26 protein-coding genes are annotated in these 20,364 nt (G+C 71.2%); 20 read left to right on the plus strand and 6 right to left on the minus strand.

The features are described from left to right. Positions 1-6 precede the first annotated feature (6 nt). Positions 7-339 (plus strand): hypothetical protein, encoded by a 333-nt coding sequence (locus ABZ386_RS05040; protein WP_355717118.1) that lies wholly within the window; start codon positions 7-9, stop codon positions 337-339. Between the two features lie 149 nt (positions 340-488). Next, the gene (locus ABZ386_RS05045; RefSeq protein WP_351349266.1) at positions 489-1,595 is read left to right on the plus strand and encodes an amidohydrolase family protein; all 1,107 of its coding nucleotides are present in this window, start codon (positions 489-491) and stop codon (positions 1,593-1,595) included. Here ABZ386_RS05045 and ABZ386_RS05050 read toward each other — a convergent pair. From ABZ386_RS05050 to ABZ386_RS05065, 4 genes are read right to left on the minus strand one after another with little or no spacing between them, the layout of a single operon-like run. Continuing rightward, positions 1,592-2,599, minus strand: a complete 1,008-nt coding sequence (locus ABZ386_RS05050) for a COX15/CtaA family protein (RefSeq protein WP_351349263.1) — start codon at positions 2,597-2,599, stop codon at positions 1,592-1,594. The two genes, ABZ386_RS05045 and ABZ386_RS05050, sit on opposite strands and share 4 nt — an antisense overlap. A gap of 54 nt (positions 2,600-2,653) precedes the next feature. After that, positions 2,654-3,430, minus strand: a complete 777-nt coding sequence (locus tag ABZ386_RS05055) for an ABC transporter permease (protein WP_351349260.1) — start codon at positions 3,428-3,430, stop codon at positions 2,654-2,656. Beyond that, positions 3,427-4,350: an ABC transporter ATP-binding protein gene (locus ABZ386_RS05060; RefSeq protein WP_351349257.1), complete on the minus strand. Its 924-nt coding sequence runs from the start codon at positions 4,348-4,350 to the stop codon at positions 3,427-3,429. The genes ABZ386_RS05055 and ABZ386_RS05060 overlap by 4 nt, the downstream gene beginning before the upstream one ends. Before the next feature lie 49 nt (positions 4,351-4,399). Next, on the minus strand, positions 4,400-5,194 hold the full coding sequence (locus tag ABZ386_RS05065) for an AAC(3) family N-acetyltransferase (RefSeq protein WP_358963641.1): 795 nt from the start codon (positions 5,192-5,194) through the stop codon (positions 4,400-4,402). A 161-nt stretch (positions 5,195-5,355) separates the two neighbouring features. On the opposite strand from ABZ386_RS05065, the gene ABZ386_RS05070 reads away from it, so the two are divergent. Genes ABZ386_RS05070 through ABZ386_RS05105 form a run of 8 tightly spaced genes read left to right on the plus strand, consistent with a single transcriptional unit; the run spans position 5,356 to position 11,918 of the window. Next, the gene (locus ABZ386_RS05070; RefSeq protein ID WP_356504099.1) at positions 5,356-6,099 is read left to right on the plus strand and encodes an ArsR family transcriptional regulator; all 744 of its coding nucleotides are present in this window, start codon (positions 5,356-5,358) and stop codon (positions 6,097-6,099) included. Then, positions 6,096-7,517 (plus strand): Fe-S cluster assembly protein SufB, encoded by a 1,422-nt coding sequence (sufB, locus tag ABZ386_RS05075; protein WP_031117376.1) that lies wholly within the window; start codon positions 6,096-6,098, stop codon positions 7,515-7,517. Before ABZ386_RS05070 ends, sufB begins: the two co-directional genes overlap by 4 nt. A 59-nt stretch (positions 7,518-7,576) precedes the next feature. After that, positions 7,577-8,761, plus strand: coding sequence for a Fe-S cluster assembly protein SufD (sufD, locus tag ABZ386_RS05080; protein ID WP_358963644.1), 1,185 nt, complete (start codon positions 7,577-7,579; stop codon positions 8,759-8,761). After that, positions 8,758-9,075: a non-heme iron oxygenase ferredoxin subunit gene (locus ABZ386_RS05085; RefSeq protein ID WP_358963647.1), complete on the plus strand. Its 318-nt coding sequence runs from the start codon at positions 8,758-8,760 to the stop codon at positions 9,073-9,075. Before sufD ends, ABZ386_RS05085 begins: the two co-directional genes overlap by 4 nt. A gap of 7 nt (positions 9,076-9,082) precedes the next feature. Next, the gene (gene sufC, locus ABZ386_RS05090) at positions 9,083-9,847 is read left to right on the plus strand and encodes a Fe-S cluster assembly ATPase SufC (RefSeq protein ID WP_114251363.1); all 765 of its coding nucleotides are present in this window, start codon (positions 9,083-9,085) and stop codon (positions 9,845-9,847) included. Beyond that, positions 9,844-11,100 (plus strand): cysteine desulfurase, encoded by a 1,257-nt coding sequence (locus ABZ386_RS05095; RefSeq protein ID WP_351349240.1) that lies wholly within the window; start codon positions 9,844-9,846, stop codon positions 11,098-11,100. The genes sufC and ABZ386_RS05095 overlap by 4 nt, the downstream gene beginning before the upstream one ends. A gap of 18 nt (positions 11,101-11,118) precedes the next feature. Further along, on the plus strand, positions 11,119-11,589 hold the full coding sequence (sufU, locus tag ABZ386_RS05100) for a Fe-S cluster assembly sulfur transfer protein SufU (RefSeq protein ID WP_351349237.1): 471 nt from the start codon (positions 11,119-11,121) through the stop codon (positions 11,587-11,589). Further along, the gene (locus ABZ386_RS05105) at positions 11,586-11,918 is read left to right on the plus strand and encodes a metal-sulfur cluster assembly factor (protein WP_031117370.1); all 333 of its coding nucleotides are present in this window, start codon (positions 11,586-11,588) and stop codon (positions 11,916-11,918) included. Before sufU ends, ABZ386_RS05105 begins: the two co-directional genes overlap by 4 nt. A 58-nt stretch (positions 11,919-11,976) precedes the next feature. Here the strand turns inward: ABZ386_RS05105 and ABZ386_RS05110 are convergent, their stop codons facing one another. Further along, the gene (locus tag ABZ386_RS05110) at positions 11,977-12,810 is read right to left on the minus strand and encodes an AbfB domain-containing protein (protein WP_351349233.1); all 834 of its coding nucleotides are present in this window, start codon (positions 12,808-12,810) and stop codon (positions 11,977-11,979) included. Between the two features lie 182 nt (positions 12,811-12,992). On the opposite strand from ABZ386_RS05110, the gene ABZ386_RS05115 reads away from it, so the two are divergent. The 6 genes from ABZ386_RS05115 (at position 12,993) to ABZ386_RS05140 (ending at position 17,351) form a co-directional block, all read left to right on the plus strand. Continuing rightward, positions 12,993-13,313 carry a multidrug efflux SMR transporter gene (locus ABZ386_RS05115; RefSeq protein ID WP_114251359.1) on the plus strand — a complete coding sequence of 107 codons (321 nt, stop codon included), beginning with the start codon at positions 12,993-12,995 and terminating at the stop codon, positions 13,311-13,313. After that, the gene (locus tag ABZ386_RS05120) at positions 13,313-13,882 is read left to right on the plus strand and encodes a TetR family transcriptional regulator (protein WP_356619223.1); all 570 of its coding nucleotides are present in this window, start codon (positions 13,313-13,315) and stop codon (positions 13,880-13,882) included. The genes ABZ386_RS05115 and ABZ386_RS05120 overlap by 1 nt, the downstream gene beginning before the upstream one ends. Positions 13,883-14,098: 216 nt before the next feature. Further along, on the plus strand, positions 14,099-15,088 hold the full coding sequence (gene dapD / locus ABZ386_RS05125; RefSeq protein ID WP_351349226.1) for a 2,3,4,5-tetrahydropyridine-2,6-dicarboxylate N-succinyltransferase: 990 nt from the start codon (positions 14,099-14,101) through the stop codon (positions 15,086-15,088). Between the two features lie 106 nt (positions 15,089-15,194). Then, positions 15,195-15,419 carry a hypothetical protein gene (locus ABZ386_RS05130; protein WP_114251346.1) on the plus strand — a complete coding sequence of 75 codons (225 nt, stop codon included), beginning with the start codon at positions 15,195-15,197 and terminating at the stop codon, positions 15,417-15,419. A gap of 166 nt (positions 15,420-15,585) precedes the next feature. Beyond that, the gene (locus ABZ386_RS05135) at positions 15,586-16,143 is read left to right on the plus strand and encodes a SigE family RNA polymerase sigma factor (protein ID WP_356619244.1); all 558 of its coding nucleotides are present in this window, start codon (positions 15,586-15,588) and stop codon (positions 16,141-16,143) included. Continuing rightward, positions 16,140-17,351 carry a WD40 repeat domain-containing protein gene (locus ABZ386_RS05140; RefSeq protein WP_351349365.1) on the plus strand — a complete coding sequence of 404 codons (1,212 nt, stop codon included), beginning with the start codon at positions 16,140-16,142 and terminating at the stop codon, positions 17,349-17,351. Before ABZ386_RS05135 ends, ABZ386_RS05140 begins: the two co-directional genes overlap by 4 nt. On the opposite strand, the gene dapA is transcribed toward ABZ386_RS05140, so the two are convergent. Next, on the minus strand, positions 17,352-18,296 hold the full coding sequence (gene dapA, locus ABZ386_RS05145; RefSeq protein ID WP_355727265.1) for a 4-hydroxy-tetrahydrodipicolinate synthase: 945 nt from the start codon (positions 18,294-18,296) through the stop codon (positions 17,352-17,354). A 154-nt stretch (positions 18,297-18,450) separates the two neighbouring features. On the opposite strand from dapA, the gene ABZ386_RS05150 reads away from it, so the two are divergent. The 4 genes from ABZ386_RS05150 to ABZ386_RS05165 all read left to right on the plus strand — a co-directional run bounded on the left by ABZ386_RS05150 (position 18,451) and on the right by ABZ386_RS05165 (position 20,189). Continuing rightward, complete coding sequence (locus tag ABZ386_RS05150) at positions 18,451-18,606, plus strand: hypothetical protein (protein WP_351349359.1); 156 nt, start codon at positions 18,451-18,453, stop codon at positions 18,604-18,606. Then, positions 18,603-19,325, plus strand: coding sequence for a hypothetical protein (locus ABZ386_RS05155; RefSeq protein ID WP_358963650.1), 723 nt, complete (start codon positions 18,603-18,605; stop codon positions 19,323-19,325). The genes ABZ386_RS05150 and ABZ386_RS05155 overlap by 4 nt, the downstream gene beginning before the upstream one ends. 82 nt (positions 19,326-19,407) lie before the next feature. Beyond that, on the plus strand, positions 19,408-19,827 hold the full coding sequence (locus ABZ386_RS05160; RefSeq protein ID WP_351349353.1) for a phage holin family protein: 420 nt from the start codon (positions 19,408-19,410) through the stop codon (positions 19,825-19,827). Further along, positions 19,824-20,189 carry a DUF3618 domain-containing protein gene (locus tag ABZ386_RS05165; protein WP_351349351.1) on the plus strand — a complete coding sequence of 122 codons (366 nt, stop codon included), beginning with the start codon at positions 19,824-19,826 and terminating at the stop codon, positions 20,187-20,189. The genes ABZ386_RS05160 and ABZ386_RS05165 overlap by 4 nt, the downstream gene beginning before the upstream one ends. Positions 20,190-20,364 lie beyond the last annotated feature (175 nt).

Here is a 20,364-nt window from a genome sequence, read left to right on the forward strand (position 1 = left end):
CTGGTCATGGCAGAGACGCAGCAGGCAGACCCGAAGGCCGAGCGCAAGGCGGCCCGGCTGGCCCAGCAGATCACCTCGTTCTCCAAGGCCCACGGCGGCGCCGAGGGCCAGGTCGCCTACCTCGGCGAGCGCGGCGCCCGCATCGTCCTGGTCGGCGAGGACGGCAACTGGGGCGACCTGGTCGCCCCGTCCTTCCAGATCGCCGAGAAGGCGCTGGAGAAGTCGGGCATCACCCGCCACGAGTCCTTCGACGGTGAATTCGCCGCGAAGGTCAAGACGGGCCGCTACGAGTGGTCGCGCATGGCGGGCATCCAAGTAGGCGGCCCCAAGAACGACTGACTTTCCGGGGGCGCGGGGAACTGCGCGACCAGCCACAACCGCCCCGCACCCGCCGAACAACACGGGCACCCCACCCCGGAACCGCGACCTGAACCCGGTTCACCCGTTAGGACCCACAGGAACAACAGGGTCCACACCGGGAGGCCCGGATGATCGAAACGCCGTCACTGGTGGACCAGTACTGCCACGGAGTACTCCGCACGGAGCTGGGCCTCGGCACCTTCGAGGCCCACCTCTCCCGCACCGAGGGCCCACCCGCCGCCGGCACCACCCTCTTCGACACCCAGACCGGCTTCGCCGTGCGGCGCTGGTGCCCGCCCCTGCTCGGTCTCGAACCGCACTGCCCGCCCGCCCGCTACCTCGCCCGCCGCCGCGAACTGGGCGTCCTGGAGTCCGGCCGCCGTCTCCTGCGCGGCAGCGGCATCACGACCTACCTGGTCGACACCGGCCTGCCCGGGGATCTGACCGGCCCCGGGGAGCTGGCCACCGCCGGGTCGGCCGAGGCCCACGAGATCGTCCGCCTGGAACTGCTCGCCGAGCAGGTCGCGGACACCTCCGGAACCGTCGAGTCCTTCCTCGCCAACCTCGCCGAGTCGGTGCACGCCGCCGCCGCGCACGCCGTCGCGTTCACCTCCGTGGCCGGCGTACGGCACGGCCTCGCGCTCGCGCCCGAGCCGCCCGGGCCGGGGGAGGTGCGCGGTGCCGTCGGCCGCTGGCTCGCCGGGCGCGGGGTCGGCGGGGAGCTGAGCGACCCCGTGCTGCTGCGGCACCTGCTGTGGAGCGCGGTCGCCTCGGGCCGGCCGCTCCAACTGCACGCGGGGCTCGGCGCGCCGGGCCTGCGCATCGACCGTACGGACCCGGTGCTGCTGACGGACTTCGTACGGGCCACGGCCGGGCTCGGCACGGATCTGGTCCTGCTGCACGGCTATCCGTACCACCGGCACGCCGCCCATCTCGCCGGCGTCTTCCCGCACGTCTACGTCGACTCCGGCGCCGCCCTGGTCCGCACCGGCGCCCGCGCCGCGACGGTCCTCGCGGAGATCCTGGAGCTGGCCCCCTTCGGCAAGATCCTCTTCTCCACCGGGGCGCAGGGCCTGCCCGAACTGCACGTGGTGGGCGCCCGCCTCTTCCGCGAGGCCCTCGGCAGGGTGCTCGGCACCTGGGTCGCCGAGGGCGCCTGGTCACTGACCGACGCGCAGCGGGTGGCGGGGATGCTGGCGTCGGGGAACGCGCGGCGGGTCTACGGACTCGGCTAGGCCTTGCTCAGAGTCGCCTCGGTCGAGGGGCCGGGCACGTCGGCCATGACCTCCGGGCGCTCCCGCAGCGACAGCACCACCCGCAGGACCCAGATCCACATCACGGCCGAGCCCAGCATGTGCAGGCCGACCAGGACCTCGGGCAGGTCGGTGAAGTACTGGACGTAACCGATGACGCCCTGCGCGAGCAGGATCAGGAACAGCTCGCGGGTGCGGTGCAGCGGGCCCTTGGGCGCGTCGACCGCCTTGAGGACGAACCACAGGGCGAACGTCAGCGTCACCACGATCCACGCGAGCACGGCGTGCAGCTTGCTCACCGTCTCCCAGTCGACCGGCATCCGCTCGACCTCGCTGGAGTCGCCCGCGTGCGGACCCGCGCCGGTGACCACCGTGCCCACCAGGATGAGCAGCACGGCCGCCGCCACCAGGAACCACACCAGCTGCTGCACGGCCTTGCCGACCAGCGGGCGCGGCGGCGCGTCGCCCTCACGGGTGCGCTGCCACATCACCGTGGCCACCGCGATGAGCGCGGACGTCGCCACGAAGTGCGCCGCGACCGTGTACGGGTTGAGACCGACCAGCACCACGATGCCGCCGAGCACCGCGTTGCTCATCACGATCCAGAACTGCGCCCAGCCCAGCCGGGTCAGACCGCGCCGGTACGGCTTCTGCGAGCGCGCGGCGATGATCGCCCAGCCGACGGCGGCGCACAGCACGTACGTCAGCATGCGGTTGCCGAACTCGATGGCGCCGTGGAAGCCCATCGCGCTGGTGGCGGTGAGCGAGTCGTCGGTGCACTTGGGCCAGGTCGGGCAGCCCAGGCCCGAGCCGGTCAGCCGTACGGCACCGCCGGTGACCACGATGAGCACCGACATCAGGATCGCGGAGAGGGCCGCGCGCTGGACCGTACGGGGTTGTGGGGTCCAGCGCTCGGCGATGAAGGCGAGCGGGTTGCGCAGGGCCGCCCTGGCGTCGGCGGGGGTCACTTTCGGCACGCGTCCCATCGTAGGCGGCCGCTTGTGCACGCTTTCACGAGGGTCGGTCACAGGACACCTTGCCTACTCCCAGCGGAAGAACTTCCCGGCCGCCGCCAGCCCCGCGACCGCCCAGACCGCGAGGATCCCCAGGTCGCCCCAGGGCATCCCGGCCCCGTGCTGGAGGACGTCCCGCAGACCGTCCGACAGCGCGGCGATGGGCAGCAGGCCGAGCACGTCCTGCGCTCCGGCCGGGAACTTGTCGAGCGGGACGACGACCCCGCCGCCGACGAGCAGCAGCAGGAACACCAGGTTGGCGGCGGCCAGCGTCGCCTCGGCCTTCAGGGTCCCGGCCATCAGAAGCCCGAGGCCCGAGAAGGCCGCCGTACCGAGGACCAGGAGCAGCAGCACGGCGAGCGGGTTGCCCTGGGGCGACCAGCCGAGCGCGAAGGCGATCACCGTCAGCAGGACCACCTGGAGCACCTCGGTGACCAGCACCGACAGCGTCTTCGCCGTCATCAGGCCCCAGCGCGGCAGGGGCGAGGAGGCGAGCCGCTTCAGCACGCCGTAGCGGCGCTCGAAGCCGGTCGCGATCGCCTGGCCGGTGAACGCCGTCGACATCACCGCCAGCGCGAGGATGCCCGGGGCGAGGAAGTCGACCGCCTTCCCGGAGCCCGTGTCGACGATGTCCACGGTGCTGAAGAGCACCAGCAGCAGCGTCGGGATGACGACGGTGAGCAGCAGCTGCTCGCCGTTGCGCAGCAGCATCTTCGTCTCGAGTGCGGCCTGGGCCGCGATCATGCGGGGGAGGGGGGCCGCGCCGGGCTTCGGCGTGTACATCCCCGTGCCGGTGGCGGTCATGAGCGCAGCTCCTTGCCGGTGAGCTCCAAGAAGACGTCCTCCAGGGTGTGCCGCTCGACCGAGATCTTCTCCGGCATCACGCCGTGCTGGGCGCACCAGGAGGTGACCGTGGCGAGCAGCTGCGGGTCGACCTTGCCGGTGACCCGGTAGGAGCCCGGTGTCAGTTCGGCGGCGGAGCAGTCGGCGGGCAGGGCCTTGAGCAGCGAGCCCACGTCCAGGCCGGGCCGGCCGGTGAAGCGGAGGGTGTTCTCGGCGCCGCCCCGGCACAGCTCCTCCGGGGAGCCCTGGGCGATGACCCGGCCGGCGTCGATGATCGCCACGTCGTCGGCGAGTTGCTCGGCCTCGTCCATGTAGTGCGTGGTGAGGATCACGGAGACGCCGTCGGCGCGCAGGTCCCGGACCAGGTCCCAGGTGGCGCGGCGGGCCTGCGGGTCGAGCCCGGCGGTCGGCTCGTCCAGGAAGACCAGCTCCGGGCGGCCGACCACGGCCATGGCGAGGGCGAGCCGCTGCTGCTGCCCGCCCGACAGCCGCCGGTACGTCGTACGGCCGCAGGAGCCGAGTCCGAGGCGCTCGATGAGCGCGTCCACGTCCAGGGGATGGGCGTGCAGCCTGGCCACGTGGCGGAGCATCTCGTCGGCGCGGGAGCCCGAGTAGACGCCGCCGGACTGGAGCATCACGCCGATGCGGGGCCGCAGGTCAGCGGAGTCCCGGACCGGGTCGAGGCCCAGGACGCGCACCGTGCCGGAGTCCGGCTTCCGGTACCCCTCGCAGGTCTCGACCGTGGTCGTCTTGCCCGCCCCGTTCGGGCCGAGCACGGCGGTCACGCCCTGGCGGGCCACCAGGTCGAGCCCGTCCACCGCGGTCTTCGTGCCGTACCGCTTCACCAGGGCCTGGACCTGGACCACGGGCTCACTTCGCATGGGTCCAGAGTCTAGGTACGCGCGTGGGGTCCCGGTCCGGGGGGTGCGGCTACTCCTCCTCGCGCGGCCGGTGCACCGCCAGCCACCGCTCGGCGTAGGCCACCGCGTCCGCCACCGGGAACAGCCGCGCCTCGGCCGCCCCGACCTTGCCGCGGACGACGGGACGGTCCCGTTCGAAGTCGTAGCCCAGCTCGTCGAAGCGGTCCGAGCTGATCGACACCTCGATCACCGTCTCCCAGCCCTTCGGCCCGGGCCGGCCCACGGCGACGCGCGGGGACGGGATCCGGTACTCGGCGAGGTGGAAGCTGGTGCAGGTGGCGTAGCCCGCGCCGAGCAGCAGGACCCGGGCGCCCATCGCCTCCAGGGTCGCCAGCGGGCTGTGCTCGCCGAGCCGGCAGTCGGTCGCGTGCCCCTCGGTCACCTCCGCCGCGCGGGGCCCGATCGCCGCGAACGAGGTCTGGGGATGCGCGCTGCGCAGCGCGCCGGGCCAGGTGCGCACGGTCTCCGGAACGACGCCGACCCCGCTCGCGGGCGTGATCCTCGGGTCGTAGGCGGGCATCGTGGCGCGGATGGCCGTCCACCACTCGGGGGGTACCGGCGGCTTGCTCCACAGGGCGGGGTCGGAGAGCTTGCCGGTCTGGGTGGGGACCACCAGCGTGCCCTCCGGGCCGAGCGCGTCGAGCAGTCCCCGCACGACCGCGACGGCGCCGCCGTTGACCCAGCCGAGGGAGCTGAGCGAGGAGTGCACGAGGAGGGTCTCGCCGGGCCGCACACCCAGCTCGCGCAGCTGTGCGCGCAGGGTGTCCTGGGTGACAAGAGGGCCGGTCGGAGGGGGTGTGGGCATGGTTCGGGAGTGTCCCGGAAGTGGCTGTGGCATGCCACCGGTTTGATCGATCAGAGATCATTTCCGCAGGTCAGTTTAGGTATGCCTAAGTGACGCAGGGCACCGTAGGGCGGGCCGGACGCGGCTTGCCCGCCCCGGAGGAATTACGCAACAATGGCGTTGTGAAAAACGTCGGCGAGGCTCGGGAGACCCCCACGGGGGCCCCGCAGGAGGAGTTCGCGACCGGGGAGCGCTCGACGCGCAACCGGGTCGCGCGATCCATCCTGGACCACGGCCCCTCGACCGTCGCGGAGCTCGCCGAGCGGCTCGGCCTCACCCAGGCGGCCGTACGCAGGCACCTCGACGCCCTCGCGGGCGACGGTGTCGTGGAAGCCCGCGAGCAGCGGGTCTACGGCGCGCGCACCCGCGGCCGGCCCGCCAAGGTGTTCGCCCTGACCGACTGCGGCCGGGACGCCTTCGACCAGTCGTACGACAAGCTCGCGGCCGACGCCCTGCGCTGGATCGCCGACCGCGAGGGCGGCAGCGAGGCGATCGCCGCCTTCGCCCGCGCGCGGATCGCCGCCCAGGCGGGCGCCTACCGCTCGGCGGTCGAGGCCGCTCCGCCCGAGAAGCGGACGGAAGCGCTGGCCAAGGCCCTGAGCGCGGACGGGTACGCTGCTACGGCGCGCAGCGCGCCCCACCCCCAGAAGGGTGAGCAGCTCTGCCAGCACCACTGCCCGGTCGCCCACGTCGCCGAGCAGTTCCCGCAGCTGTGCGAGGCGGAGACGGAATTTTTCGCGGAGCTGCTCGGTACGCACGTACAGCGGCTCGCCACCATCGCGCACGGCGACGGCGTCTGCACGACGTTCATCCCCAAGATTTCCCACAACGCATCTGCAAGCACGGCCGGGAGGAACCCCGCATGACTCTCCCCACGGAGACTGCCCACCCTGAGCTCGAGGGCCTGGGCAAGTACGAATACGGCTGGGCCGACCGGGACGATGCCGGTGCGTCGGCGCGTCGCGGCCTGGGCGAGGACGTCGTCCGGGACATCTCCTCCAAGAAGAGCGAGCCGGAGTGGATGACCAAGCTCCGTCTCAAGGGCCTGCGCCTGTTCGAGAAGAAGCCCATGCCGAACTGGGGCTCGGACCTCTCCGGCATCGACTTCGACAACATCAAGTACTTCGTGCGCTCCACGGAGAAGCAGGCGGAGTCCTGGGAGGACCTGCCCGAGGACATCAAGAACACCTACGACAAGCTCGGCATCCCCGAGGCGGAGAAGCAGCGCCTCGTCGCCGGTGTCGCCGCGCAGTACGAGTCGGAGGTCGTCTACCACCAGATCCGCGAGGACCTGGAGGAGCAGGGCGTCATCTTCCTCGACACGGACACCGCGCTGAAGGAGCACCCGGAGCTCTTCAAGGAGTACTTCGGCACGGTCATCCCCGCCGGTGACAACAAGTTCGCCGCGCTGAACACCGCCGTGTGGTCGGGCGGCTCCTTCATCTACGTGCCGCCGGGCGTCCACGTGGAGATCCCGCTCCAGGCCTACTTCCGCATCAACACGGAGAACATGGGCCAGTTCGAGCGCACCCTGATCATCGTCGACGAGGGTGCGTACGTGCACTACGTCGAGGGCTGCACCGCCCCGATCTACAAGTCGGACTCGCTGCACTCCGCGGTCGTCGAGATCATCGTCAAGAAGAACGCCCGCTGCCGCTACACGACCATCCAGAACTGGTCGAACAACGTCTACAACCTGGTCACCAAGCGCGCCGTGGCCTACGAGGGCGCGACCATGGAGTGGATCGACGGCAACATCGGCTCCAAGGTGACGATGAAGTACCCGGCCGTCTACCTGATGGGCGAGCACGCCAAGGGCGAGACCCTGTCCATCGCCTTCGCCGGCGAGGGCCAGCACCAGGACGCGGGCGCCAAGATGGTCCACATGGCCCCGAACACCTCCTCGAACATCGTCTCCAAGTCGGTGGCGCGCGGCGGCGGCCGCACCTCCTACCGCGGTCTGATCGAGATCGGCGAGGGCGCCCCGGGCTCCAAGTCGAACGTGCTCTGCGACGCGCTGCTCGTCGACACGATCTCCCGCTCGGACACCTACCCCTACGTGGACGTCCGCGAGGACGACGTGTCCATGGGCCACGAGGCGACCGTCTCCAAGGTCTCCGAGGACCAGCTCTTCTACCTGATGAGCCGCGGCCTGAGCGAGGACGAGGCCATGGCGATGATCGTGCGCGGCTTCGTCGAGCCCATCGCCAAGGAGCTCCCCATGGAGTACGCGCTGGAGCTCAACCGGCTGATCGAGCTGCAGATGGAGGGCGCGGTCGGTTGATCCCGCCGCCGTCCGTCCATCAAGCCCTTACGTAACGGAAAGAGAGCACTACGACAGCCATGGCTGAGGCCCAGAACATCCCCGTGGGGTCGACGACCGCGGGCTCGATCGCGGTCGCCGCGGAGTCGACCGTCGCCACGCGCATGAGCGCGCCCCCCTCCTTCGACGTGGCGGACTTCCCCGTCCCGCACGGCCGTGAGGAGGAGTGGCGGTTCACCCCGCTGGAGCGCCTGCGCGGTCTGCACGACGGCACCGCCGTCGCCAACGGAAACGGCGTGAAGGTCGACGTCCAGGCCCCCGAGGGCGTCACCGTCGAGGCCGTCGGACGCGACGACGCGCGGCTCGGCAAGGCGGGCACCCCGGTGGACCGGGTCGCCGCCCAGGCCTACTCGGCCTTCGAGAAGGCCTCGGTCGTGACCGTCCCGAAGGAGACCGTCCTCACCGAGCCCATCCGTATCGCGGTGCACGGCGAGGGCGGCACGGCCTTCGGCCACCAGGTGATCGAGCTGGGCGCCTTCGCCGAGGCCGTCGTGGTCATCGACCACACCGGCGACGCGGTGCTCGCGGCCAACGTCGACTACATCCTGGGCGACGGCGCCAAGCTGACCGTCGTCTCCGTCCAGGACTGGGACGAGAAGGCCGTCCACGTCGCCCAGCACAACGCGCTCGTCGGCCGCGACGCCTCCTTCAAGTCCGTCGTCGTCACCTTCGGCGGCGACGTCGTCCGGCTGCACCCGCGGGTGCGGTACGCCGGCCCCGGCGGCGAGGCCGAGCTGTTCGGCCTCTACTTCACCGACCAGGGCCAGCACCAGGAGCACCGCCTCCTCGTCGACCACAACGTCCCGCACTGCAAGTCGAACGTCGTCTACAAGGGCGCCCTCCAGGGCGACGACGCGCACGCCGTGTGGATCGGCGACGTGCTCATCGAGGCCAAGGCCGAGGGCACCGACACGTACGAGATGAACCGCAACCTGGTCCTCACGGACGGGGCGCGCGTGGACTCCGTACCGAACCTCGAGATCGAGACCGGCGAGATCGTCGGCGCCGGCCACGCCTCGGCGACCGGCCGCTTCGACGACGAGCAGCTCTTCTACCTCATGGCCCGCGGCATCCCGGAGTACGAGGCGCGCCGCCTGGTGGTCCGTGGCTTCTTCGCCGAGCTGGTCCAGCAGATCGGCCTCCCCGACATCGAGGAGCGCCTGATCGCCAAGATCGAGGAGGAGCTGGAGGCGGCGGTCGCATGACCTTCGTACGCGCCTGCGGACTGGGCGAGCTGGAGGACGACACCCCGAAGCGGGTGGAACTCGACGGCACGCCCGTGTCCATCGTGCAGACCGAGGGCGAGGTGTTCGCGATCCACGACATCTGCTCGCACGCGAACGTCTCCCTGTCGGAGGGCGAGGTCGACGACTGCCACATCGAGTGCTGGCTGCACGGCTCGCGCTTCGACCTCCGTTCCGGCAAGCCCGACGCCCTTCCGGCGACGTGCCCCGTCCCCGTATACCCCGTAAAGATCGAAGGGGACGACGTGCTCGTCTCCCTCACCCAGGAGTCCTGAGGCACCCATGGCAACGCTTGAAATCCGAGACCTGCACGTCACCGTCGAGGCCGACAACGCCACGAAGGAGATCCTCAAGGGCGTCGACCTCACCGTGAAGCAGGGCGAGACGCACGCCATCATGGGCCCCAACGGCTCGGGCAAGTCGACCCTCGCCTACTCCCTCGCGGGTCACCCCAAGTACACGATCACCGGCGGCACCGTCACCCTCGACGGCGAGGACGTCCTGGAGATGTCCGTCGACGAGCGCGCCCGCGCCGGCCTCTTCCTCGCCATGCAGTACCCGGTCGAGGTCCCCGGCGTCTCCGTCTCCAACTTCCTGCGCACCTCCGCCACCGCCATCCGCGGCGAGGCCCCCAAGCTGCGCACCTGGGTGAAGGAGGTCAAGGAGGCCATGGAGCGCCTCAACATGGACCCCGCCTTCGCCGAGCGCAACGTCAACGAGGGCTTCTCCGGCGGTGAGAAGAAGCGCCACGAGATCCTCCAGCTGGAGCTGCTCAAGCCGAAGATGGCGATCCTCGACGAGACCGACTCCGGCCTGGACGTCGACGCCCTGCGCGTCGTGTCGGAGGGCGTGAACCGCGTCCGCGAGACGGGCGAGGTCGGCACCCTGCTGATCACGCACTACACGCGCATCCTCCGCTACATCAAGCCCGACCACGTGCACGTCTTCTCCGGCGGCCGGATCGTCGAGTCCGGCGGCGCCGAGCTCGCCGACAAGCTGGAGGAAGAGGGCTACGAGGCCTACACGAAGGGTGGCGCATCCGAGTGACACAGTTGCCGGGCCTTCTCGACACCGAGGCGATCCGCAAGGACTTCCCGATCCTGGACCGCCAGGTCCACGACGGCCGGAAGCTCGTGTACCTGGACAACGCGGCGACCAGCCAGAAGCCGCGCCAGGTGCTGGACGCCCTCAGTGAGTACTACGAGCGCTACAACGCCAACGTCCACCGCGGTGTGCATGTGCTCGCCGAGGAGGCCACGGCGCTGTACGAGGGCGCGCGCGACAAGGTCGCCGCGTTCATCAACGCGCCGAGCCGCGACGAGGTGATCTTCACCAAGAACGCCTCCGAGTCGCTCAACCTCGTGGCGAACATGCTGGGCTGGGCCGACGAGCCCTACCGCGTGGACTCCGAGACCGAGATCGTCGTCACGGAGATGGAGCACCACTCCAACATCGTGCCGTGGCAGCTGCTCGCGCAGCGCACGGGCGCGAAGCTGAAGTGGTTCGGCCTCACCGACGACGGCCGCCTGGACCTGTCGAACATCGACGAGGTCATCACCGAGAAGACGAAGATCGTCTCCTTCGTGCTGGTCTCCAACATCCTCGGCACCCAGAACCCCGTCGAGGCGATCGTGCGCCGCGCCCAGGAGGTCGGCGCCCTGGTCTGCGTCGACGCCTCCCAGGCCGCCCCGCACATGCCGCTGGACGTGCAGGCCCTGCAGGCCGACTTCGTGGCCTTCACCGGCCACAAGATGTGCGGCCCGACCGGCATCGGCGTGCTCTGGGGCCGCCAGGAGCTGCTGGAGGACTTGCCCCCGTTCCTCGGCGGCGGCGAGATGATCGAGACGGTGTCGATGCACTCGTCGACGTACGCTCCCGCCCCGCACAAGTTCGAGGCGGGCACCCCGCCGGTCGCCCAGGCGGTCGGTCTCGGCGCGGCGATCGACTACCTCAACTCGATCGGCATGGACAAGATCCTCGCCCACGAGCACGCGCTCACCGAGTACGCCGTCAAGCGGCTGCTGGAGGTCCCCGACCTGCGCATCATCGGCCCGACCACGGCCGAGGAGCGCGGCGCGGCGATCTCCTTCACCCTCGGGGACATCCACCCGCACGACGTGGGCCAGGTCCTCGACGAGCAGGGCATCGCGGTCCGGGTCGGCCACCACTGCGCCCGGCCGGTCTGCCTGAGGTACGGAATTCCTGCGACCACGCGAGCGTCGTTCTATCTGTACTCCACGCCGGCCGAGATCGACGCGCTGGTCGACGGCCTGGAGCACGTTCGGAACTTCTTCGGCTGAAGGGCGTGAGCTGAGACCGTGAAGCTGGACTCCATGTACCAGGAAGTCATCCTGGACCACTACAAGAACCCGCACGGGCGTGGTCTTCGGGATGGCGACGCCGAGGTGCACCACGTCAACCCGACGTGCGGCGACGAGATCACGTTGCGTGTGAAGTACGACGGCACGAGGATCGAGGACGTCTCGTACGAGGGCCAGGGCTGTTCGATCAGCCAGGCGAGCGCGTCCGTACTGAACGACCTCCTCGTCGGCAAGGACCTCGCGGACGCGCGGAAGATCCAGGAGAGCTTCCTGGAGCTGATGCAGTCCAAGGGGAAGCTCGAGCCCGACGACGCGATGGAGGACATCCTGGAGGACGCGGTCGCGTTCGCCGGGGTGTCCAAGTACCCGGCCCGGGTGAAGTGCGCCCTGCTGAGCTGGATGGCCTGGAAGGACGCGACGGCCCAGGTGCTGGGCGGAGCCGACGCCGAGAAGGAGACGACGGCATGAGCGAGACCGTGGAGATGAAGCCGGCCTCGGAGGAGGAACTCCGTGAGGCCCTGATGGACGTCGTCGACCCCGAGCTGGGCATCGACGTCGTCAACCTGGGCCTGATCTACGGCATCCACATCGACGACGCGAACATCGCGACCGTCGACATGACCCTGACGTCGGCGGCCTGCCCGCTGACGGACGTCATCGAGGACCAGGCCAAGTCCGCCACGGACGGCCTGGTGAACGAGCTGCGCATCAACTGGGTCTGGATGCCGCCGTGGGGCCCGGACAAGATCACGGACGATGGCCGGGAGCAGCTGCGGGCGCTCGGGTTCAACGTCTGAGATCCCGCTGACGCACGTGAGGGCGGCACCCTTCCCGGGGTGCCGCCCTCACGCATGCTCAGCCCAGCCCGGGCACGAGCTGGAACGACGCGTCCGAGTGGTACTGGTGACTGTGCTCGTAGGGGTCCAGCCGGACCTGGAAGTCGCGGTGCCGCAGGAAGCGTCCCGGGTAGTTGACCGACTCCAGCGAGAGCGTTCCCGACGGGGACCAGACGCGGGGGCAGAACGTGGCGTCCTTGCGGAACAGGGACGAGCCGTCGTCCCGGTTCGCGACCAGGACGAAACTGCGGTGGCGCAGGTAGCGGCCGTCCGCGGTGGTGAAGGAGTAGCAGGAGGAGTCGGAGAGGCCGGCGACGCGCCGGAAGGTGGCGTCCTCGCGCTGCTCGGAACCCGAGCCGATCTGGTCGAGGCGCACATAGCCGTCGCGCACCCGCCAGTAGCGGTCGGGGAAGTTGACCGCGCGTATGGATATGCCGGGGGAGGACGGGGGCTTCGGGCGCTTCGACGGAGCGGTGGACGCCTTCGGCGGCTCGGGGGCCGTGGTACGGGGCTCCGGACTCGGAGAGGCGCTGGGAGCGCTGCTCGCCGGAGTGGGGGACGGGTGGGCGCGGCCCGCGCCGGGCTTCGCGGAGCCGCCCTCGGAGGGCGTCGCGAACGAGATCAGGCCGCCCGGGGCCGAACTGCTGAGGGTGGTCGGCTCCGCCGCCTGGGGGGTCGGCTCGGCGGACTCCCGGTTCATCACGGTGATGGCCGTGACGCACGCGGTGACCGTGGCCAGGGCGAGGGCCCCCGCCAGCCACAGCCGTCGCGTTCCCGGTGCCCGGGTGGTGTCCGGGGCCCAGCCGCTCTCCCAGGGTCGGTCCTGAGGCGGCCGGGACTTCTCTTCTGACATGCGCTGTTCCTCCGGCGGGGCACCCTTGACGGCGGCGCGGTTGTGGGGGCCCGGTGTGTGATCGGGTGGACACCGTAGTGGACACGTGGGACTGGTGTGGCTCGTTTGGTGAGAGCGGTTTCTCTTCGGTATCCGGGGCCTCGTTATGTACGGCCGTACAAATGATGTGTACGCTCGTACACATGGGTTATCTGCTGCTGGCCGGCGCCATCGCCGCCGAAGTGGGCGCGACCACCGCCATGAAGTACAGCGACGGGTTCAGCAGGCTCGGGCCCTCGCTCCTCACGCTCCTGGGCTACCTCCTCTCCTTCGGGCTGCTCGCGCAGACGCTGAAGACCGTCTCCGTCGGCACGGCCTACGCCATCTGGGCCGGGGTCGGCACGGCCGCCATCGCCACGATCGGCATCGTCTTCCTGGGCGAGGGGATGACCGTCGCCAAGGCCGCCGGGATCGGGCTGATCATCGTCGGCGTCGTGGTGCTGAACCTGGGCGGTGCCCACTGATGCCCCGGCGCCACGACCCCGAGCGGCGGCAGCGGATCATCGACGCGGCGATCCGGGTCGTCGGCTCGAAGGGGATCGCGGGGCTGAGCCACCGCACCGCCGCCGCCGAGGCCGACGTGCCGCTCGGCTCCACGACGTACCACTTCAAGACCCTCGACGAGCTGCTGGTCGCCGCGCTGCGGCAGACCAACGAGGGCTTCGCCAAGGTGATCGCCTCGTGCGGTGGCCTGGACGACCCCCGGACCGACCTGGCCGCCGAACTCGCCGGGTGGATCGGGCAGTGGCTCTCCGGCGACCGCACGGGGGTGGAGCTGGAGTACGAGCTGTACCTGGCCGCCCTGCGCCGGCCCGCCCTGCGGCCCGTCGCCGCCGAGTGGGCCGAGGACGTCGCCGAGCAGCTGTCCCGGCGGACGGATCCCGTCACCGCGCGGGCGCTGGTGGCGGTCGTCGACGGGATCTGCCTGCAGGTGCTGCTGACGGGGGTGCCGTATGACGAGGCGTACGCGCGGGAGGTGTTGGGGCGGGTGCTCGCGGGTGCTGGCGGGGGCGCGGGGGAGGGGAGACGGTGACGGGGGGCGATGGGGGCGACGGGGGCGGTGGTGGTGATGCGGGTGCGTGATGCCGGTGGTGGTGATGTCTCTGGGGTGTGGGGTCGCCGCCGCGGGCGTCGTGGCGGCGGTGTCCGTGCTGCTGAGGGGCGTCTTCGAGGGGTGGATACCGCCCGTCCCGTGAGACGGCCCCGCACCGGTTCGCATCGACCGCCGTCCGCCGGTTAGGTTGCCCTCATGACCGACACGACTGCTCCTCGCACCACCGGCGCCGTGGCCGCCGGCCTCGCCACGATCGCCGCCGACGGCACCGTCCTCGACACCTGGTTCCCCGCGCCCGAGCTCGTCGAAGAGCCCGGCCCGTCCGGCACCGAGCGGCTGTCCGCCGAGCGTGCCGCGGAGCTGCTCGGCGGTGGCGCGACCGCGGCGATCGGCCCGGACGCCCGCCGGGGCGTCGAGGTGGTCGCGGTCCGCACGGTCATCGCCTCGCTCGACGAGAAGCCGATCGACGCGCACGACACCTACCTGCGTCTGCACCTGCTCTCCCACCGCCTGGTCAAGCCGCACGGCCAGAGCCTGGACGGCATCTTCGGTTTCCTCGCCAACGTCGCCTGGACCTCGCTCGGCCCGGTCGCCGTCGACGACCTGGAGAAGGTCCGGCTCAACGCGCGCGCCGAGGGCCTGCACCTCCAGGTGACCTCCGTCGACAAGTTCCCGCGCATGACCGACTACGTGGCCCCCAAGGGCGTCCGCATCGCCGACGCCGACCGGGTCCGCCTCGGCGCCCATCTCGCCGAGGGCACCACCGTCATGCACGAGGGCTTCGTCAACTTCAACGCCGGCACGCTCGGCACGTCGATGGTCGAGGGCCGTATCTCGGCGGGTGTCGTGGTCGGCGACGGCTCCGACATCGGCGGCGGCGCGTCGACCATGGGCACGCTGTCCGGCGGCGGCAACGTGATCATCTCCATCGGCGAGCGGTGCCTGGTCGGCGCCGAGGCGGGCGTCGGCATCGCGCTCGGCGACGAGTGCGTCGTCGAGGCCGGCCTGTACATCACCGCCGGCACCCGCGTCACCATGCCCGACGGCCAGATCGTCAAGGCCCGCGAGCTGTCCGGCGCCTCCAACATCCTCTTCCGCCGCAACTCGGTCACCGGCACGGTCGAGGCCCGGCCGAACAACGCGGTGTGGGGCGGGCTGAACGAGATCCTGCACAGTCACAACTGACGATCCCGTACGGATGACCGGGCGTGACCTCGTGGTGGGCTTGGCAGATGAACGGGTGGACGCAGTGTCCGATCATTCGCCGAACCGACGAAACGAGGACCGGGGCATGAGGAACGAGCGGGGGCGGGCCGTGGCGCGCTGTCTGGTGGGGGCGGTCGCGGTGCTGGCGGTGTACTGGCTGCCGGCAGGGGCCGCGCACGCCGACGAGACCAACAAGAACTCGCACAACGGCCCCCGAATCGGCCTGATCAACACGGGCCAGGTCGACGACCCGATGGAGGACGTGCTGGAGCACACGCTGCTGTTCGGTGACGGGTACGCCTGGAACTGAGCCGCCGGAGGGCACGTCGAGGGGACGGCCCGTATCGCAGGCGCCTGCGATACGGGCCGTCCCGTTTTTGTTCCTGGCAGGTGGCATAGCGGGAGGACCTCGCGCGCGTCACAAGGAGTACGGGGAGCGGGCACCGGGCCCGCCCCGGGGGAGAGCGAAGGTGACGATGGATGCCGAAGCGCAGGAGAGCTTCCGGGAGTTCGTGGCGAACAGGTCGTCCGCGCTGCTGAAGACGGCGGTCCTGCTGAGCGGCGGCGACCGGCACGCGGGCGAGGACCTGCTGCAGAACGCGCTGATCAAGGCGGCGGGCCGCTGGCACCGCATCGACGAACCCGAGGCCTACGTCCGGCAGGTCCTCTACCGGCAGCAGGTCAGCCGCTGGCGGCTGAAGTGGCCGCGGCGCGAGCTGAGCGTCGCCGAACCGCCGGAGACCGGTACCGATCCGGACGCCTCCGGCGCCGCCGAGCTGCGTCTGGTCATGCGCGGCGCGCTGGCCCGGCTGACCGCGCGGCAGCGCACCGTGCTGGTGCTGCGCTACTTCGAGGACCTGCCCGAGGGCGAGGTGGCCCGCATCCTGGGCTGCTCCGTCGGCACCGTCCGGTCCGCCACCCACCGCTCCCTCGCCCGGCTGCGTGCCCTCGCGCCCGAGCTGGCCGCCCTGGGGCCGGCCGCCGCCGAGCAGCCGTCGTCCCGTGACTACTCGCCCGTGGAGGTCCGTCAGTGAACGTCGACGAACTCGTGCGTGACGCGCTGCGCGACCAGGCCGCCGGGCAACAGCCCGCGCCGCCCGGCTTCGCCGACCGCGTGCTGGCCGTGCGCCGGCGCCGTCGCAGCCGGCGGTTCGCGACCGTCGCCGCGGCGGCCGCCGCCGTGGTCGCCGTGGCCGTGGCCGTGCCCGTGTTGGACTCCGGCAAGGAGGACGTCCGTCCCTCGGGCGGGGTGGAGCAGAGCGGCATCACCGCTCACCCGGACCAGTCGCCGCCGCGCGACATGATCGCGGCCGGGCGGGTCGCGCTGGCCGCGTACTTCACCAGGGCGACCGTCGAGCAGTCCGCCGACCGTGCCGTCTCGGAACGTACGTACTGGCTGCTGAACCCGAGGACGAAGAAGTACGCGAAGGACGACCGCTGGTCGTACGTCGCCGTCGCCCCCGGGATGACGACCGCCGCGGTCCTGGAGCGGGACCTGCCCGTGCCGCGCATCGGGCTGCTCGATCTGGCGAGCGGCCAGGTCAAGCGGTGGATCCCGGTCGACCGGCCGGTGGCGGGTGTGGAGTTCTCGTCCGACGGCAGGAAGCTCGTCGCGACGACGTACAGCGAGAATCCCGACCGGCTGGTGAAGATCGAGGGTTCCGAGGGATGGGACCCCCCGTTCACGGAGTCGTCCCGGACCGGGTTCCACGTCATCGACGTGGCCTCCGGAAGCAGTTCCTGGGCCGGGGTGAGGGTCGGCGGGGGCGCGCACAACCCCGACGGGTCCATCAACTCCCGCCAGGACTTCGCGTTCACCCGCGACGGCCGTCTCGTCTGGTCCGGGATGACCACCGAACCCGGTGAGACGTTCTACGACTTCACCGGCAAGGAAGTCCCCGGGCCCGTGCCGGACCGGTACCTGGACTGGTCCGTCGAGGCGAGGGTGTCGCCGGACGGGCAGCTCGTCGCCGGTCCGTTCGCGGGGCAGAAGTGGAAGACGTCCTCCTTCGTCCTCGACGCGCGCACCGGCAAGCAGCGCGAGGTGCGCGGGCAGCAGCTGCTCGCCTGGGCGGACGGGAACTCGCTCGTCGCCTGGGACATCGGGCCCGATGGCAACGAGTACCACCAGCGGCTGGTGCTGGTGACCATCGGCGGCGAGAAGACGACTCCGCTCAGTGGATTCCGGTCGCCCGAGGACAACACCAAGGGGCGGTGGGAGCCGGTGTTCGCCGAGCGGTGATCACCTGTTGAGCAGGTCCCCGTGCAGCGAGAGCAGCCCGTCGGCCGTGGCGCGGCCGGCGGGCCGCAGGGGCGCGCGGACCGGGCCCGCGGGCAGGTCCAGTGCGGTGAGGAGCGCCTTGGTGGTGACGGTGCCCGGCAGGCCTGCCGACATGATCGCCTCGATGAGGGGAGTGGCCCGCTGCTGGAGGCGGGCGGCCTCTGCCGTGTCGCCCGCGTCGAACGCGTCGAGTACGGCTCGCAGGTGGTTCGGGATCACGTTCGCGACCGTGCTGACGTAACCGGCGCCGCCCACGGCGTACAGCGCGAGATTGTGCTCATCGCAGCCCGCGTAGTACGCCAGGTCCGTGCGGGCCAGGACCTTCTGGGCGGCAAGGAAGTCGTTGGAGCAGTCCTTGACCGCGACGATCCCGGGGTGGCCGGCGAGGCGGAGGAGCGTCTCCGGTTCGATGCGGGTGCCGGTGCGGGCCGGGATGTCGTAGAGCATGAGCGGGAGTCCGGTGGCATCGGCGATCTCGCGGAAGTGGGCCTCGATCGCGTCCTGCGGGGGCCTGCTGTAGTACGGCGCCACCACCAGCAGGCCGTCCGCGCCCGCCTTCTCGGCCTCCCGGGCCAGTTCGGCGGTGTGGCGGGTGTCGGGGGTGCCGACGCCCGCGACGATCGAGGCCCGGTCCGCCACGGCCTCGCGGACCGCCGCGATCAGGGCGGACTTCTCGGCGTCGGTGGTGGTCGGGGACTCACCCGTCGTGCCGGAGAGGACGAGGCCGTCGCAGCCGTTCGCGACCAGGTGGGCGGCGAGGCGCTGGGCGCCGTCCAGGTCCAGGGCGCCGGAGCGGGAGAACGGGGTGACCATGGCGCACAGCGTGCGACCGAAGTGGGGGGTGCGGGCGCTGTGGGCTGTGCGGGCGGGGTGATGAGGGGCGCTGGCGGGGGGTGATGTTGTCATGCGAGTAGTGTCGGCAGCGTGATTGCGTAGCTCTACTTAATTTTTCTTCAGGATATGTTTAAGGGTTGCTTCAGGAGTGGGTGTTCTTCCCAGCGGGGGCGGGATGAGTCACCATGGCCAGGACGGTCGCGGACGGGATGTCATGGGAGGCGTCATGAAGCTCGGCAAGGCACTGGCCATCGGGGTCGCGGAGGAGCAGCCGCAGGACCAGGTCCGGGACGAGGGGATCGAGCTCCCTGCCCTCGCTGACCTCCCTGACCTCCGGGACGTCGAGGAGACCGCGTCCGAAGAGGTTCCGGTCGTCCGATGAGGCTGCGGCTTCCGGCGGAGCGTCCGACGGAGCCGCCGACCGGATACAAGATCGCCCACCCGGTGCTGTCCCAGGACGGCACCCGGGCCGGGTTCACCGGCGTGTCGCTGGGTGGCGCGCTGCCGTACGGCGTGGTGGCCGACGCGTCCTGCGTGTACGGGCTGCGGCACCGGGTGCCGCACCGCCGCTGCGACTGCGGCTTCCACTGCGTGCACGACCGGGCCGCGGCGGAGGCGCTGCTGTGCGCGGACGACCATCGGGCCGCCGTCCTGCTGGAGGTCTCCGTCCTCGGGGCCTACATCCGCTTCGAGCGTGGGTTCCGCTATGCGCGGCAGCGGGTGCGGGTCGTGACAGTGGGGCCCTGTGCCTGCGGCGCCGGGGCGAGTGCGCTGGTCGACGCCGGGTGGGGGCGAGTCGGGTGGCGGGCGCTCGCGCCCTGCTGCCGGGGGTGCCTGCGGGGGCGGGCTTCCCTGTCGCCGGCCGGGTTCGTGCGGCTGGCGGGGGACGGGGTGCGGGTCGTGGCCGGTGGTGGCAGGGTGCGGGTGGGGCCGGGCGGAGCGACGAGGCCGGGCGGAGTGATGGGGGTGGAGGCGGCGGAGGGGATGGGGGTGCCTGAACTTGTCGCCGAGGCCGCGTTGTTGCAGGCGCGGCTCGACTGGTTTCAGGTGCAGCTGGCTCGGCTTCGGGAGCGGGGGAGTGGGGGTGCCTCCCGGGGGTAGGAGCGGTGGGGCCTGGCCGTGTGGGTAGTCGGGGGGTGTCCGGGTACTCGGGGTTTCCTACTTCGAGAGGAGGCGGAACACCGTGACCGGGACCATGGAACATCGGGCCGTGCACGACGAGCACCACTCCGTGGGTGAGCTCGTCGGACAGGCCGCGGAGCAGCTCTCCCGGCTCGTACGGCAGGAAGTGGCTCTCGCCAAGGAGGAGCTGGCCGAGAAGGGGCGGCGGGCAGGGCGTGGCGGTGGGCTGCTCGGTGCGGCGGGCGCTGTCGCGTACGCCGGGCTGCTCGCGCTGGCCGGTACGGGTGTCGCCGCCCTCTCGCTGGTACTGCCCGTGTGGGCCGCGGCGCTGATCGTGACGGGGGTGCTGTTCCTGATCGCGGCGGTGCTGGCCGCGATGGGGCGGGGGCAGCTGCGGCGGGCCGCGCCGCCGACGCCCGAGCAGGCGATCGGCAGCGTGAAGGCGGACGTCGAGGAGATCAAGGAAAGGGCGCATCGATGACGGAGCCGACGGGTGGCGCGAAGGGGCCCGATGAGCTGCGGCGTCAGATCGAGCGGACGCGGGGTGAACTCGGGAACACCGTGGAGGAGTTGGCCGGGAAGGCCGATGTGAAGGGGCGTGCGCTGGCGCGGGCCGCCGACCTTCGGGACAAGGCCGGGGCGATGACGGTGCAGTTGCGCAGCAGTGCGGCGCAGGCGGGGCACTCCGTGCAGGATCGGGCCGCGCATGTGGGGCCTCGGCCGGTGCGGACTGTGGTGCAGGCCGGGATGCGGCATCCGAAGCCGGTGCTGATGGCCGGGGCGGCGGGGGCCGTGGTGGCTGTCGGGGTCGTGCGGTGGAGGCATGCGCACGGGCATCGGTGACGTGGGAACGCCTGCGGCGGCCTGTGCGGCTGTGTGGGGGTGTGCGTCTTCGCCTGACGCCGGGTGGTGGGTCGGGGCCGTGTCGGGGGGTGTCCGTCCTCGGAACGGCGCGATCGACTTGCGAACCGACTAACCGTTCGTTGACGCGCCAACCGCTGCGGGCGGACACCCCCCG

Origin of the sequence: Streptomyces sp. NPDC006140 (assembly GCF_040628815.1) — a bacterium.
GTDB lineage: Bacteria > Actinomycetota > Actinomycetes > Streptomycetales > Streptomycetaceae > Streptomyces.

Bases quoted from the DNA above. Each gene is read 5' to 3' on its own strand.
- ABZ386_RS05065 (WP_358963641.1), bottom strand. From the start codon at position 5,194: ATGCCCACACCCCCTCCGACCGGCCCTCTTGTCACCCAGGACACCCTG.
- ABZ386_RS05105 (WP_031117370.1), top strand. From the start codon at position 11,586: ATGAGCGAGACCGTGGAGATGAAGCCGGCCTCGGAGGAGGAACTCCGT.
- ABZ386_RS05165 (WP_351349351.1), top strand. From the start codon at position 19,824: ATGACGGAGCCGACGGGTGGCGCGAAGGGGCCCGATGAGCTGCGGCGT.
- ABZ386_RS05045 (WP_351349266.1), top strand. From the start codon at position 489: ATGATCGAAACGCCGTCACTGGTGGACCAGTACTGCCACGGAGTACTC.
- ABZ386_RS05085 (WP_358963647.1), top strand. From the start codon at position 8,758: ATGACCTTCGTACGCGCCTGCGGACTGGGCGAGCTGGAGGACGACACC.
- dapA (WP_355727265.1), bottom strand. From the start codon at position 18,296: ATGACAACATCACCCCCCGCCAGCGCCCCTCATCACCCCGCCCGCACA.
- ABZ386_RS05050 (WP_351349263.1), bottom strand. From the start codon at position 2,599: ATGGGACGCGTGCCGAAAGTGACCCCCGCCGACGCCAGGGCGGCCCTG.
- ABZ386_RS05110 (WP_351349233.1), bottom strand. From the start codon at position 12,810: ATGTCAGAAGAGAAGTCCCGGCCGCCTCAGGACCGACCCTGGGAGAGC.
- ABZ386_RS05060 (WP_351349257.1), bottom strand. From the start codon at position 4,350: ATGCGAAGTGAGCCCGTGGTCCAGGTCCAGGCCCTGGTGAAGCGGTAC.
- ABZ386_RS05155 (WP_358963650.1), top strand. From the start codon at position 18,603: ATGAGGCTGCGGCTTCCGGCGGAGCGTCCGACGGAGCCGCCGACCGGA.
- sufB (WP_031117376.1), top strand. From the start codon at position 6,096: ATGACTCTCCCCACGGAGACTGCCCACCCTGAGCTCGAGGGCCTGGGC.
- ABZ386_RS05120 (WP_356619223.1), top strand. From the start codon at position 13,313: ATGCCCCGGCGCCACGACCCCGAGCGGCGGCAGCGGATCATCGACGCG.
- sufC (WP_114251363.1), top strand. From the start codon at position 9,083: ATGGCAACGCTTGAAATCCGAGACCTGCACGTCACCGTCGAGGCCGAC.
- ABZ386_RS05135 (WP_356619244.1), top strand. From the start codon at position 15,586: ATGGATGCCGAAGCGCAGGAGAGCTTCCGGGAGTTCGTGGCGAACAGG.
- ABZ386_RS05040 (WP_355717118.1), top strand. From the start codon at position 7: ATGGCAGAGACGCAGCAGGCAGACCCGAAGGCCGAGCGCAAGGCGGCC.
- dapD (WP_351349226.1), top strand. From the start codon at position 14,099: ATGACCGACACGACTGCTCCTCGCACCACCGGCGCCGTGGCCGCCGGC.
- ABZ386_RS05055 (WP_351349260.1), bottom strand. From the start codon at position 3,430: ATGACCGCCACCGGCACGGGGATGTACACGCCGAAGCCCGGCGCGGCC.
- sufD (WP_358963644.1), top strand. From the start codon at position 7,577: ATGGCTGAGGCCCAGAACATCCCCGTGGGGTCGACGACCGCGGGCTCG.
- ABZ386_RS05150 (WP_351349359.1), top strand. From the start codon at position 18,451: ATGAAGCTCGGCAAGGCACTGGCCATCGGGGTCGCGGAGGAGCAGCCG.
- ABZ386_RS05115 (WP_114251359.1), top strand. From the start codon at position 12,993: ATGGGTTATCTGCTGCTGGCCGGCGCCATCGCCGCCGAAGTGGGCGCG.
- ABZ386_RS05130 (WP_114251346.1), top strand. From the start codon at position 15,195: ATGAGGAACGAGCGGGGGCGGGCCGTGGCGCGCTGTCTGGTGGGGGCG.